A 12858-nucleotide genomic window follows, 5' to 3' on the forward strand; every position below is an offset into this window, starting at 1 on the left:
ATACGTCCGGTGCGCTGGCCATGGCGTTCAACAGACCTGATGTCTCGAGAAAATGTATCTGCATCCACCAGTGCCGGCAGCAGCCATCACGACCGCGACGCCCCCGACTGCAGCGAGAAGCGGAATGGTCAGACTCCCCGCCGTAAAACCGCCCACGCTCATGACTCCCGAAACGCTGATGCTGTTCACAGGAAACAGCATCAGTATGCGCCTTGCCGTCTGGCTTCCCGGATTTAAAAACATGGGGGCCAGATAGGTGACGGCCGCCAGGATAATGGATACAAAGGAGGTCGGACAAAGGACTGAAAACAGCAGGGTAAGCCCGGTCACCGTGATGGTGGACATCATCGCCAGAAACGCCGTCAGGAGCGCCGCCTCATAGCATTTGAGCGGCTGCGCAATCCTCGAAAATACCATAAGCTCGCTCAGCTGGATATCTGTATTCCATCCCTCCAGTCCGCGTCCGGCGGCAAACAGCAAAAATCCCACCAGCAGAATTACCGCTTCCATCGTGATGCTGAAGCAGAACGCAGATATCACCTTTGCCAGGACGCACCGTTTCTTCCCATACCGCGAGGTCAGAATCAAAGCATCCATCCCGCTGGTATACTCATCGGAAAAGACAGGGGAAACGATAATGACCACCAGAATTCCGGACATCAGAACGATATACATCATGCTGTATAAGAAGGATTCCCATCGGCTGGACATACCGATCACCGGCGGCTCATCAAATTCCGGAAATACCTCCTGCACCGTTTTGCCGTTCCACGTGCCATCCCGCTCCGCAAACAGATTCGCAACCGGATAATACGTATTGTTGGACACGTCCCCCGTCGTCATCCCATCCGTTCTCGGAAACGCGGCCAGAATCTCCTGCACCTTCTCATCGGTCAGGGGACCGGCAAAACGGTTTGCAATCTCCGTGTTGTACCGCTCCGCCTCAGTTCCGTAAATCTGCTCCCCCTCCTGCGTAACAGCCCATTCATTTCCAAAGATCCACGACCAGAGCATGGTAGCGTAAATAAGGGCAAACGCCCCCAGCGCGATGAAAACAAGCTTCTTTTTTAATAATTTAGAAAATTCGAATTTTATTAATTGTTTCATCAGCTATTCTCCTCCTCAAAATAGTACAGGTATAAATCTTCCAGAACTGGTTTCACCGGAACGGCATTTCCGGCAGGCTTACGCTCGGAAATCACCCGCAGGATAGAAAAATCGCCTTCATTTCTCAGATTTCCAATGGTATACTTCTCATTCCAGCGATCCGCTTCACTGGCCGGTACTCTGCATTCCCAGACAAATCCCGTGATCTCCTTCGTCACTTCTTCCGGTTTTCCCTGATGAACCAGTTTTCCCGCTTTCATGACGAGAATCTCATTGGCAATGTATTCAATATCGGAGACAATGTGGGTGGACAGCAGCACAATCTTATCCTTGGAAAAAGAGCTGATCAGGTTTCGAAACCGCACCCGCTCCTTCGGATCCAGCCCTGCGGTCGGCTCATCGAGAACGAGGATCTCCGGATCATTAAGCATGGCCTGTGCGATTCCCAGCCTCTGTTTCATTCCGCCGGAAAATGTCTTGATCTTCTTGTTTTTCACCTCGGACAGCCCTACCAGCTCCAGAAGTTCCAGTGTCTTTGCCGCTGCGGCGCTCTTCCCCAGACCCTTCAGCGCCGCCATATACATCATGAATTTATTCGCTGTAAATTCCGGATAATAGCCGAACTGCTGGGGCAGATAGCCGAGAACCATCCGGTAGGCGTCCCCCTGTTCCGAGATGGGCCGCCCGTCGTAGAGCACCTCCCCTGAGGTCGGTCTCAAAATATCACAGATCATACGCATCAGCGTAGTCTTCCCCGCCCCATTGGCGCCCAAAAGTCCATACACCCCCGCTTTCAGGGTGAAATCCATGCGGTCCACCGCAATTTTCGCTCCATACTGTTTCGTCAGTCTGTCTATCCGAAGTTCCATATGACTGTCTCCTCTCTATCCATCTGTTTTATTACCCCGTACCCGCTCACAAGCAGGAGTACGAAGCCCGCTATTCCGATACCTGCCGCCATTCCCGCCGAAACCGTAACGGGCAGCTCCGGAAGATACTGCCTGAGCATCAGGATTCCTCCCGCCATAAAAATCCCCGCCGTGGTGAGTACATACCCGCTGCAGTGGCGTTTCAGCACTTGAAACAGCCCCAGATATACCGCGTTCGACACCTGAAACGGCAGAAGCAGGGCGAGGACAGCCTCCGTAAATCCGGTTCCCCGGCTTCCCACGGCCGCCATCAGAAAAATCAGGAACACGCCGTCCACCGTACCCAGGACCGCCATTTTGGCAGCCATCAGCTTTCTTAAATTGAAACAGCAGCTCTGTTCCAGTTCCCACATTCCAAGGCTGAAGCTCTTTGTAAGCTCCGGCACACAGATCACGCCCAGAAACGGAATCATGGCCGACAAATTCCAGAGATACCATTCCTCCGTCTGCCTGCCCGAAACCCATATGGCCAGAAGCAGAAATACTGCCTGTAAAATCCAGACCGACGGCGATATAAACCGGGCCAGCCGCCACATATGCCTCCACATGCCCGGAGCCGGTGTCAGGCGCTTCTTATCCAGCTCCTCACTTAAAAGAACCCGTAATTTCTGCTCCTGAAGGGCTGTCATATCCGGCGCCTCATGCTGCCTCAGCACGCTTCTCATCGCTTTCTCCTCATCGGAGACTCCAAACACCCGTTTCATATCTGTAAATCACCGTCCTTTCCTAAGAACTGCTTCATCTTGTCCATTCCCTGTTTCAATCTGGATTTCACGGTGGGGATTCCCGCCCCCACGACCGCGGCAATTTCCTTCAGCTTCATATCATAATAGAATCTCAGAATAATCACATCTTTCTGCATCTCCGGAAGCCTGTTTAATGCCGCCTGTACGCTGTCCCGCATTTCCGCCCGGCGGTATCCCTCCTCTTCCTCCTGTACGCCTTCCAGCGCCTCCTCTTCCATGGTTACGAATTTCCTGCTGCGGAAGAAATCGCTGCACACGTTCCGCGCAATTCCAAAAATCCAGGCCCGGAAATGATTCCGCTCCGTATACCCATCCAGAAACCGGATCACATGGAGGAACGTCTCCTGGGTGCAGTCATAAGCGCTCTCCGCATCTCCCGTCTTATAGAAACAGAAATGGTAGATTTCCTGATAGTATTCTTTTACCAGGGTCTCAAACAGCGCCTTTTCGCCCTGTTTAATCCTCCTGATTATCTCTTTCTCATTCACTCCCCGTCACCGCCCTTTTTCTGATTTCTGCCCGGTTTTGTCTGGCTTCCTTTGTGTTACATATAATATAACGCGGAAAACTTAAGAAAGGATTTAAATAAAATGGAAAATTTAACAGATGGAAAATTTCTCAGAAAAACAGAAAAGGCGAAAGCATCTTCTGCTTTCGCCCTACCGACTGTTTATAAGCGGAGCCGGCCGCTTTCTCATTGCTGTCACATGATGATCCGGCGGCAGACAACTGCGAACCGCTCAGAACAATCATCTGCATTTTTCAGCAGTGAGTATATAAGACAACGGAAATCCCTTTCCGTCATACACTTCAGTTAAGCCGATATCATAATCAAACTCCTTCAGCCTGACGATCCTCATCTGTGAATCGCTGACCGCGTTGATTATGGCCGACATGGTATGGGAGAAACTGGTGAATGTCTTTGACTCATACGGTTCAGACATATATCCCATCCCCTCATTTTCAATCCATGGTTCCTTTCTGAAATAAGAATAGGCAACTCTGTTTAAATGCTCCCCATCAAATTCAGGCTCGCCCGGCATGGGCAGCATGTTCATGACTGGATGAAAATCATGGATCAATAAGATACCGCCTGGCTTTAAGCAGTCCGATACCTTCTGAAACAGCGGCTTCAAATCCTCAAACCATGTAATCGCTCCGATTGTAAACAGAATAAAATCAAAGCTGTTGTGATACTTCTCATCAATATCCAGAATATTGCACGAGACAAACCGGCAGTTCGAAATGCCTGCCTTTTCAGCGGTTTCAGACGCCTGTGCGATGATATTTTCCGCAATATCAAATCCGTTTCCGCTCTCCGCGCCAAGCTGCATGAGAGACAGCAGCTCCCGCCCGTTATTACAGCAGAACTGTGCGGCGCTCTTTCCTTTAAAATCCATGGACCGCAGCTCCGCCGCCATGTCCTTACAAAAAAACGGGAGATCCTCGTTCAGTAAACGCTTATCGTTCTCTTCTCCCCAACCCTCCTGTTTATGGTCAAATGCCTCTTCCCAGGCTGCTTTATTATTTCCTATATAATCCATCTTCTGCTCCTTTGGGAGAGCTACCCTAACAAAGCCCTCCGCTTAATTAAATTTTTCAGTTCCATACCGTTACCTCCTTTCACATTTATTATTACAATACCAGCATGGTATTCTAACCTGGTTACTGCTAAAAAACAGCCGCGGTCATCAAGCGCCGCGGCTGTTTCCAGACAATTTTCATTTTATCATATCTTTTAGGGGATTTCTATATATTTATGAAACTCATTACACGTTCTCCGGCTCTGCCTTATTCACCTTTTTACTGCCGGCCGCACTGCTGACCGCATGATACACGAGACAGATGCCAATTGTAACCGCCATATCCGGCAGTGTATTTCCCACCGGAGTGTCCACATGCATCAGAATTCGGTAGAGGACAAACCCGCATGCCCAGATCACCAGGTTGGGGACGTGGAACCGTACAGTTCGAAAATCATTTTTCAGAATAAACGTATCGGCGATCTGGATCGCAATCATCGGTGCGAACACGGAACCAATGAGATACAGGAAATTGGTAATATTGTCCATGGGGTACACGATGGCTGCGATCGTACCGATCACCGTAACCGCGATGGCCGCCCATTTCTCCTTAACTGCCCTGGATATTACCGTGCTGGATACACCGGCGGAAAAAGCGTCCAGAAACGTGGTGGTAACCGTGGAGAGAACGATAATGAACAGCCCGGCAGCACCCAGCCCTGCTTTGACCATAATCACTGCGATATCGTATGTACCGGTAAAAAGTGCCGCTCCCATTCCGATGATATACATAAAGCAGCTGACCACACCGTAGACCAGTGTGCTCGTAAGCGTTGCCTGAAACGGCTTTTTCGCCTCTCTCGTATAATCGCTGATTAACGGAAGCCAGGACAGCGGCATGGCCACAGACAGTTCCACCGCTGCACCGAAGCTCATACCCTCTTCCGATACGAGGCCGCTTCCGCCGTAGCCGGAAAATATCACCTTTCCAAGAATCAGCGTTAAAATAAACAGAAGCGCCATGGCCACCGTGTTGAGTTTCCCCAGATTTTTAAGTCCGATCAGGATCCAGACAATGATCAGGCCCCCGATCACGAGACACCAGATCCAGGCGCCGGTGCCGTAAATGCTGTTAGCCGCCAGCGCACCGTCATAGATCATGATCGCGGTCCAACCCACCAGCTGCAGAACATTTAACACGGCAAACAGGAGGCAGCCCTTACCGCCGAAGCTGAGCTTCACCGTCTCCATGGCGCTGAGCCGTTTCATGCCTCCGATAAGGCCGGCGAAAAACAGCATGGTGCAGCCGATTAAATGTCCCAGCAAAATGGCTGCCAGCCCTTTTTCAAATCCCAGAGGCGCCAGATACGTTCCGGTCAGAATCTCCGCGATGGAGACACCGGCTCCAAACCAGATCAGGCCGTTGTTTAAAGTGCTCGTCCCTTTATTTTCCATCGCAGTTTCCTCCGCTGCAGTTTCCTCCGCTGCAGTTTCCGCTGCTGTTTCCTCCATCGCCTGCGCCACCGGACATACCGGCGTCATCGCCATACTCTCCCGCGATGGCAAATGCATGGTTCATGGGGCCGCTTCCCTTTCCCAAATCCAGCATATCTCCGAGTGCACCGGATAAATACGCCTTCGCCCTGCGCACAGATTCCGCAAGTCCGCGGCCCTTTGCCAGGTTAGAAGCGATGGCGCTGGACAGCGTGCATCCGGTACCGTGAGTATTGGAAGTGGCAATCCGTTTTCCATAGAACCAGAGATTCTCCCCATCCGCATACAGGAGATCATTGGCATCGTTAAGCTGATGGCCGCCTTTGCAGAGAACGGCACAGTGGCAGGTATCCCCTGCGAACTTCGCAGCAGCCCGTTCCATATCGCGGTCTGACCGAATTGTCATACCGGACAACACTTCCATCTCCGGAATATTGGGTGTGATCACATCCGCCAGCGGAATCAGCACTTCCTTCAGCGTGGATATGGCTTCGTCGCTGATCAGCTTCGATCCCGCCGTCGCTACCATGACAGGGTCGAGGACGATATTCTTCGCGTGGTACTGTTTCAGTTTTTCTGCAATCACTCTGATCAGAGCGCTGGACGAAACCATACCGATCTTCACCGCATCCGGGAAAATATCCGTAAATACATCGTCAAGCTGCTCTGCCAAAAATTCCGGAGTTACCTCCATGATACCTGTTACGCCGGTAGTATTCTGGGCTACGACGGCCGTGATGGCGCTCATACCGTAGACCCTGTGGGCGGTCATTGTCTTCAAATCTGCCTGAATTCCGGCGCCTCCGCTGGGATCTGTCCCGGCGATTGTTAATGCTGTTCTCATTTTTCTTTCTCCTCTTCGCATTAATTTTGTGTAATGATTCAGCCGCACAGCTGAATCGTTACATTTTGTTAAGCGACAGAAGGTGGTGCCCCCAATCTGCCGCTGGTCTGCGGGGCGGTGCTGCCATGGTGGATTTACAGCAGTTCACCGCCTCAATCTATTTCATTTTCATTCACCTGCCCCGGAAGCAATCCGGTAAAAAGCGGGGAAATCATTGAAATCCTTTAAATAGTAATCAGAAATCTTCTTTAACGCTTCCTGATCCATTCCGCTGGCCTCATCATATACTCCTGCAACCGCAAATCCTGCATGTTTCGCGGTTACTGCCGCATGGAGGGCGTCCTCAAACACCCATGTCCGCGTTTTTTCTGTTCCCAGGCAGGAGAGAGCCTCGTAATAGATATCCGGCCGGTCCTTTCCAGCCCCGACCTCCGTGCAGGTAAATATCTGCCGGAAGAACGCCTTAAGGCCGCATCGGGAAAGCGCCGCCTCCACTTCCTTCCGGCTGCTGGAGGTCGCCGCAGCCATCACAAAACCGTGTTTTCCAAGCTGGGTAAGAAACTCCGGAACCCCTGCTTTCGGAAGAACTTCCTCCCTGTAATACCGGCTTACGGTTTCTTCCACGCCGCTTACAATTTCCGCTTCGGTCTGTGCCAGGCAGTACTGCTCCCTCATATATCCGGCCGCCTGCTCCATACTCATGGGAAGCAGACGTCTTCCAAGCCCCGGTTCGGACTTGATGCCGAGGCGGTCTAAATACCACTCTCCGGCATGATCCCACATGGACATGGAATCCAGAAGTGTTCCGTCGATATCAAATATGGCTCCCTTCATCGGTCGTTCCTTTCTCTGACTATGTGATGCCGGTTTTTATTCCTTTTCTGTTACAGCCGCGGCCACGCATTTCAACCTCCTGGCGGCCTCCTCGATATCGTCCTCAGCGAAGATGGCGCTCACGACAGCTACGCCGCAGATACCGCTTCCTGCCAAATGCTTCATATTTTCCGCTGTAATTCCGCCGATCGCCACGACCGGGATATGTACCGCCGCGCAGATGTCCTTTAACGTCTGACCACTCACATCGCTGGCATCTTTTTTCGTACCCGTGTGGAATACGGCTCCTACTCCCAGGTAATCGGCTCCGTGCTTCTCCGCCAGAAGCGCCTGTTCCACGGTCTGCGCCGATACGCCGATGATCTTTCCTTCTCCAAGTCTCCGGCGGACATCTCCGGCCTCCATATCACTCTGCCCTACATGAACGCCATCTGCGTCCACGGCTGCTGCGATCTCTACGCTGTCGTTGATTAAAAACGGCACCCCGTAACGCCCGCACAGCTCCTTGATGGACCTGGCTTCATCCAGAAATGCCTCTTCCGACAGATCCTTTTCTCTCAACTGAATCATTGTGGCGCCGCCCTTCAGCGCCTTTTCCACCTGACTGTACAGAGTCTCCTCTCCCAGCCAGCTTCTGTCTGTTACTGCATACAGCAGAAGGCTGCTGCTGTTAAGCAGGCTGTCACTGTCTAATTTCATACCTGGCTCCTTTCTCCAGTGTATCGCCATCCATCCGGTAAATCGCGTCAATAATCCGGTTCCGGTATGTGGCATTTCCCTCATAGCTTTCCAGATGGCTCCATCCGATCTCACCCGCAAGTCCCATGGCGCAGACAGCTGCTGCTGCCGCTTCCAGACGATTGTCCGGGTTTGCTGTCAGATATGCGGTCATAAGCCCGGAAAGCTGACAACCGGTTCCGGTAATCTGACCCATTTCCGGCCGGCCGTTGCGGATCACGTAAGTGCTGTTTCCGTCAGATACCAGATCGATCGCACCGGTAACCGCGATGATGCAGCCAAGGCCAGCCGCCATTTCCTTCACAAATGTGACAGCCCCGGAAAGATTGTCCTCCGTTACAGCGTCTGCCGCATCCGCATCGACGCCTTTCGTGCGTCCGAAGCCTCTGGCCAGTGTCTTGATCTCGGAAATATTTCCGCGGATCACATCGAAGCGCACTTCCCTCATCAGATTTAAAGCCGTCTCGGTCCGAAATGTACCCGCTCCCGCTCCAACCGGATCCAGCAGGACCTGATGGCCCAGCTCATTGGCTTTTTTTCCGGCCAGCAGCATGGACGGAACCGTATTTTGATTCAGCGTGCCGATATTAATGTTTAAACCGCAGCAGATTGTGGTGATGTCCTCCACATCGTTCCTGTCATCCGCCATAATCGGACTCGCTCCGCAGGCCAGCAGGATGTTGGCTACGTCGTTTACCGTGACGTAATTTGTGATGTTATGTACCAGCGGCGACTTCTTTCTGACATTTTCCAGACATTCTTTTAACATGATATTCTCCTTTTCTTCTTTGGTAAGGACTAAAAAAAAGCTGCAATAACACCCACAGGTATCATTGCAGCATAAAATACATGCTTTTTTATGTTCCCTACGTTGGCATTATCCAAATCAGGTTAATGGGTCAAGGCAAAACAGCCTACTCTCAGCCCGCTTTCAGCGAGCACCCCGTTTTTGATTACAGGTACATTATACTACGATTATAGATTAATTCAAGTATTTTGTCTTCTATATTTTGCTTCACTCTTTAATATATTCAGGGCAGACGTATCGTTCCAGCCCCCTGCTGTGTTCTCCGTACTCGATCGCCTTACTGGGACAGCGGCAGATACAGGCCATACAGTGGGTACAGTTCTTTCCCCAGACAGGCTTCCCATTTTCAAGACGGATATTGTTCAGCGGACAGACCCTGACGCATTTTCCACAGGAAATGCAGGTATCGGCGGCACAGAACTTTTCTGCATGTACAAACAGTATGTAAAACAGGTCGTTTGCAATGCCGCTGCTCATCTTATCCGTAAATGTCACGGTTGGCTCCGGTAATGGTTCGCCGCTCCTGATTGCCAGAGCCGCCTTGCCGATCACAGGCTCTGACTGCCGGATAATTTCCAACGCCTCCTCCCTGGTCGGTGTGGTCAGCATCGCTATGTAGTTTTTCGGCATCGTAATTGCGGTATATCCCATGTAACTGAGGCTCTTTGCGGTACATAATTTTTTTAGATATTTTCCCGGATTTCCTGCACTTCCACCGCAGGTTATGACAAAATAAATCTTCTTGTTTCCAATCAGCCTGGTGTTCATCAGCCATTCCTGTACGATCCGCGGTATTCTCCGCGCATAGTTGGGAACGACCACCACCCATGGATTGTCTGAACTCATTTCCGAAAAATCATGACTGCGGATTTTCTCAAACAAACTGACTGCTTCGTCATGAATCTCCTTGCCGATTCGCTTTGCAGCGTATTCGCTGTTTCCTGTCCCTGAAAAATATAAGATCATAGTGATTGTCTCCTATTATGTTTCGGTGCTTATGAATGGATTCTTATTGTTAATACTCTTGTTCATCTAACTTTAAATTCAAATGATGGAGTTGTCAAGTTATCCTGTTGTTTCGGATTGTTATGGATTGGTTTTTGTGCCAGGCCCTGGTTCTATATAGATATGAAGCAGACAACCGCGTCATCCCTCCGCCTGGCAATTTGGAAGATATTATACTTAAAGAAGGCCAATTTGTTAATTATATTCTGTGCGACACCATGGATTATCGAAAAAAGCACCGCAGCAAGGCCGTTAAGAAGACGCTGACGATTCCCGAATGGCTGAATGAAGCGGCATCGAATGCCGGTCTTAATTTCTCACAGATTCTTCAGGAGGCTTTATTAAAAAGGCTTCAGGCAAAGTGAAATTTGCCTGAAGCCATGACAAAACATTTATTTTTTTAGTATATATCTGGTAGCTCTTGCATTGCCAATTACCTCAATTTTATTCTGATTGAGCAGGGATTTAAGGACCTTTCTCGCAGGAAATCCAGAACAATTCAGTAGTTCTTCCACATCCTTTCGGTTTATTTCTTTTTTCTCACGCAGCAGCCTCAACACTTTATCTTCCGCCCCCATATCACTTATGGTTTGTACACTGTAATTTTGATTCGGAAGGATTGTTACAAAAGAAGACGCCTCCGTCAAAAAACTGGGGGAAGAATTCCCGCTATAGCTTTGCATAATTCTCTGTATCCCAGTACCATAGCTCTCAACCAGTTTCAGCCGGTAAAAAATATTTGCCAGCACCATATTTCTCGATTGGGATACGCCGTGCAGAATATCCGCCAGTGTAATTCCCTTTACCAGGCCTCCAATTGATACAAATTCAATCCTGTCATCAAAAATATTAATAATAATACTGCCAGAATAATCATAGTCCCGGTGCACAATCGCATTCAGCAGCGCTTCGCGAATGGCATATTCAGGATAATCAAAGTGCTCCACCCGTTCCAATCCGATAAAATCAGCATGGACATTATTAATTAAACTAATATATTCATAAACATTTTCCAGTTGTTTAAATACAGAGCCGTAAAATTCTCTTCGTGTTTTAAATCGGGTTTTATCCGTCCCTTCAAATACCGCGCATTTTATACTGTGTTCACACTGATCCGATAACAGCAACGCCGTGTTGGTATAATATCCGTCAGAGTCTGTCAGACCCAAAGTACGTTTATTCTCCTCTGTAAAAGATACTTTTTTTTCTTTAAAATAATATTCTGCAAATTGAAAGGTTAAATCCTGATTCATGGAACGCACGCGGTCATATGTAAGCCCATCACTCTGACGTATCATATCGCGTATCATTTCTTCACTCGCCGGTACAGAGACTACGCCATGCCTGACATAAACGCCACTGGGCTTCAAACCTTTGTCGGTAAGGTGATACGGAGGTCTTCCACCTCGTGAAACAGTAACATGGATCAATTGTTTCGCGTCAATTTTTATCGTTTCTATCGTTGTAAACGGAATAAGATCCGGATGAATGCCATCATGGATCATGCTGCTGATTCGTTCCATATCTCTCTCACTGTTTTCTACTCCAACGACAGTTCCATCTTTCGCCACTCCTACATATATTTCTCCTCCATCCGTATTAGCAAAAGCGATGATCTCTTTTTTGAAATCATTATTTATTATTTCCTTCAATTCCAATCGACTGCTTTCTGAAAAATCCATCATACACCTTCCATGTTTTTTTCTTATTATATCACGATGAAATCGCGATTTCAATCGCGATAAATCGCGATAATTATCATAATTCGTCTACTTTTCGTATTTAATCATAATATAATCGTTTCTTCATCATGTGCTATTTAAAAAGGCCTCAGGCAAAGTGAAACTCTGCCTGAAGCCCTAACTGCTCCACTCTATTTGTTCTTCTCTCTTAACTCCGCCTCATAAGTGACATATTTCTTATCTCTCTCGATCCAGTCCTCCATTTCGAACGGCGTAAAGATATGGCCCATATCATAGAACTCGTCGTTTTCCGTATAAACTGTATTTTTATTTTTAAAGTTCTCACTGAAGTATTCCATCATCCCCTTTGTCGCACCCTTCATGGCAGCATGATTAGATACAAGCTGGAATCCCCATTCCTCCATCTGTTCCAGCGTTGCGTCCGGAACTCCGTCTGTAGCGTGTACATCCGGATAGAAATGGTAGCCCGGAACTTCTCTGGCGATTCTCCTGCACTCTTCTTCACAGCCAGCATGGCAGATATTCTGGATCATGGTAATTTCTGCTCCTGCTTCCACCCCCATCTTCGCACGAAGAATCGCTTCTTCCAGTCCCAGGCAGAATGGATTGTCAGCGATCGCCCCCGTCTGTGCGGCACCACCGCCCTTGCAGTCCGTACGGGCAATAATCATGCAGTCGGTTCCTTTAACCGCATCTACCGCGGCATGAACATTAGCGGCCCAAAGCTCTCTATCCATATACCCACGGCCATGTCCATAAAAATAGTCAACCGCTACCGCACCGGAAAGTGTATCCTCAATCGAGATTGCCATGGCTCCGGCCTCCGCCAGGCGCTTGCAGTTGCGATAGACCGCCAGTGGTGTTCCACCGCCGTTTTCTCCATCCACGATGACCGGAAGTGTCGTAGAACCGGCAATACGCTCCGTAGCCCAGATATACTCTTCCCAATTGTACAGCCCGGCAGGAATACCATTCATGGCAAATTCTAACTCACAGCTGCTGATCAGGCACGCATTGTAGCCGCACTTCTCCACCACACGGGCAGAAACGCAGTCATAAATACACGGTGCCCAGATAAATTCCTTTGCTTCCAACAGCTGTCTGATTGATTTTTTAGCTGACATAAT

14 protein-coding genes and 1 riboswitch are annotated in these 12858 nt (G+C 49.4%); of the genes, 1 reads left to right on the forward strand and 13 read right to left on the reverse strand.

Translation table 11 applies throughout. The features are described from left to right. Window positions 1-27: 27 nt before the first annotated feature. The 11 genes from H8S80_RS18795 to H8S80_RS18845 form a co-directional block, all read right to left on the reverse strand. On the reverse strand, window positions 28-1107 hold the full coding sequence (locus H8S80_RS18795) for an ABC-2 transporter permease (protein ID WP_117621396.1): 1080 nt from the start codon (window positions 1105-1107) through the stop codon (window positions 28-30). After that, entirely contained in the window at window positions 1107-1976 is an 870-nt protein-coding gene (locus H8S80_RS18800) for an ABC transporter ATP-binding protein (protein WP_002601091.1), read from the reverse strand. Before H8S80_RS18800 ends, H8S80_RS18795 begins: the two co-directional genes overlap by 1 nt. Further along, window positions 1961-2740 (reverse strand): hypothetical protein, encoded by a 780-nt coding sequence (locus H8S80_RS18805; RefSeq protein ID WP_117621397.1) that lies wholly within the window; start codon window positions 2738-2740, stop codon window positions 1961-1963. The genes H8S80_RS18800 and H8S80_RS18805 overlap by 16 nt, the downstream gene beginning before the upstream one ends. Further along, a complete protein-coding gene (locus H8S80_RS18810; protein WP_025529534.1) occupies window positions 2737-3270 on the reverse strand; it encodes an RNA polymerase sigma factor in 534 nt (177 codons plus the stop codon). The genes H8S80_RS18805 and H8S80_RS18810 overlap by 4 nt, the downstream gene beginning before the upstream one ends. Before the next feature lie 261 nt (window positions 3271-3531). Continuing rightward, the gene (locus tag H8S80_RS18815; protein ID WP_117621398.1) at window positions 3532-4326 is read right to left on the reverse strand and encodes a class I SAM-dependent methyltransferase; all 795 of its coding nucleotides are present in this window, start codon (window positions 4324-4326) and stop codon (window positions 3532-3534) included. Between the two features lie 225 nt (window positions 4327-4551). Beyond that, on the reverse strand, window positions 4552-5760 hold the full coding sequence (cytX, locus tag H8S80_RS18820) for a putative hydroxymethylpyrimidine transporter CytX (protein ID WP_117621399.1): 1209 nt from the start codon (window positions 5758-5760) through the stop codon (window positions 4552-4554). Next, complete coding sequence (gene thiD / locus H8S80_RS18825) at window positions 5750-6643, reverse strand: bifunctional hydroxymethylpyrimidine kinase/phosphomethylpyrimidine kinase (protein ID WP_117621400.1); 894 nt, start codon at window positions 6641-6643, stop codon at window positions 5750-5752. The genes cytX and thiD overlap by 11 nt, the downstream gene beginning before the upstream one ends. 168 nt (window positions 6644-6811) lie before the next feature. Next, on the reverse strand, window positions 6812-7477 hold the full coding sequence (locus H8S80_RS18830; protein WP_117621401.1) for an HAD family hydrolase: 666 nt from the start codon (window positions 7475-7477) through the stop codon (window positions 6812-6814). Between the two features lie 36 nt (window positions 7478-7513). Beyond that, a complete protein-coding gene (gene thiE / locus H8S80_RS18835; RefSeq protein ID WP_117621402.1) occupies window positions 7514-8176 on the reverse strand; it encodes a thiamine phosphate synthase in 663 nt (220 codons plus the stop codon). Continuing rightward, window positions 8160-8984 (reverse strand): hydroxyethylthiazole kinase, encoded by an 825-nt coding sequence (gene thiM / locus H8S80_RS18840; RefSeq protein WP_117621545.1) that lies wholly within the window; start codon window positions 8982-8984, stop codon window positions 8160-8162. The genes thiE and thiM overlap by 17 nt, the downstream gene beginning before the upstream one ends. A gap of 77 nt (window positions 8985-9061) precedes the next feature. Further along, a riboswitch (TPP riboswitch) is annotated at window positions 9062-9171 on the reverse strand. Window positions 9172-9230: 59 nt separating this feature from the next. After that, the gene (locus tag H8S80_RS18845) at window positions 9231-9989 is read right to left on the reverse strand and encodes an EFR1 family ferrodoxin (protein WP_117621403.1); all 759 of its coding nucleotides are present in this window, start codon (window positions 9987-9989) and stop codon (window positions 9231-9233) included. Between the two features lie 257 nt (window positions 9990-10246). On the opposite strand from H8S80_RS18845, the gene H8S80_RS18850 reads away from it, so the two are divergent. After that, window positions 10247-10393 (forward strand): toxin-antitoxin system, antitoxin component, HicB domain protein, encoded by a 147-nt coding sequence (locus H8S80_RS18850; protein ID WP_181987897.1) that lies wholly within the window; start codon window positions 10247-10249, stop codon window positions 10391-10393. A gap of 27 nt (window positions 10394-10420) precedes the next feature. On the opposite strand, the gene H8S80_RS18855 is transcribed toward H8S80_RS18850, so the two are convergent. Both H8S80_RS18855 and H8S80_RS18860 read right to left on the reverse strand, forming a co-directional pair. Beyond that, entirely contained in the window at window positions 10421-11713 is a 1293-nt protein-coding gene (locus H8S80_RS18855) for an RNA-binding domain-containing protein (protein ID WP_243007865.1), read from the reverse strand. A gap of 188 nt (window positions 11714-11901) precedes the next feature. Beyond that, window positions 11902-12855, reverse strand: a complete 954-nt coding sequence (locus H8S80_RS18860; RefSeq protein ID WP_117621405.1) for an isocitrate lyase/PEP mutase family protein — start codon at window positions 12853-12855, stop codon at window positions 11902-11904. Window positions 12856-12858: the final 3 nt, after the last annotated feature.

The sequence above is a fragment of the Hungatella sp. L36 genome (genome assembly GCF_014288035.1).

Bases quoted from the DNA above. Each gene is read 5' to 3' on its own strand.
- H8S80_RS18795 (WP_117621396.1), bottom strand. From the start codon at position 1,107: ATGAAACAATTAATAAAATTCGAATTTTCTAAATTATTAAAAAAGAAG.
- H8S80_RS18800 (WP_002601091.1), bottom strand. From the start codon at position 1,976: ATGGAACTTCGGATAGACAGACTGACGAAACAGTATGGAGCGAAAATT.
- H8S80_RS18805 (WP_117621397.1), bottom strand. From the start codon at position 2,740: ATGAAACGGGTGTTTGGAGTCTCCGATGAGGAGAAAGCGATGAGAAGC.
- H8S80_RS18815 (WP_117621398.1), bottom strand. From the start codon at position 4,326: ATGGATTATATAGGAAATAATAAAGCAGCCTGGGAAGAGGCATTTGAC.
- cytX (WP_117621399.1), bottom strand. From the start codon at position 5,760: ATGGAAAATAAAGGGACGAGCACTTTAAACAACGGCCTGATCTGGTTT.
- thiD (WP_117621400.1), bottom strand. From the start codon at position 6,643: ATGAGAACAGCATTAACAATCGCCGGGACAGATCCCAGCGGAGGCGCC.
- H8S80_RS18830 (WP_117621401.1), bottom strand. From the start codon at position 7,477: ATGAAGGGAGCCATATTTGATATCGACGGAACACTTCTGGATTCCATG.
- thiE (WP_117621402.1), bottom strand. From the start codon at position 8,176: ATGAAATTAGACAGTGACAGCCTGCTTAACAGCAGCAGCCTTCTGCTG.
- thiM (WP_117621545.1), bottom strand. From the start codon at position 8,984: ATGTTAAAAGAATGTCTGGAAAATGTCAGAAAGAAGTCGCCGCTGGTA.
- H8S80_RS18845 (WP_117621403.1), bottom strand. From the start codon at position 9,989: ATGATCTTATATTTTTCAGGGACAGGAAACAGCGAATACGCTGCAAAG.
- H8S80_RS18850 (WP_181987897.1), top strand. From the start codon at position 10,247: ATGGATTATCGAAAAAAGCACCGCAGCAAGGCCGTTAAGAAGACGCTG.
- H8S80_RS18855 (WP_243007865.1), bottom strand. From the start codon at position 11,713: ATGATGGATTTTTCAGAAAGCAGTCGATTGGAATTGAAGGAAATAATA.
- H8S80_RS18860 (WP_117621405.1), bottom strand. From the start codon at position 12,855: ATGTCAGCTAAAAAATCAATCAGACAGCTGTTGGAAGCAAAGGAATTT.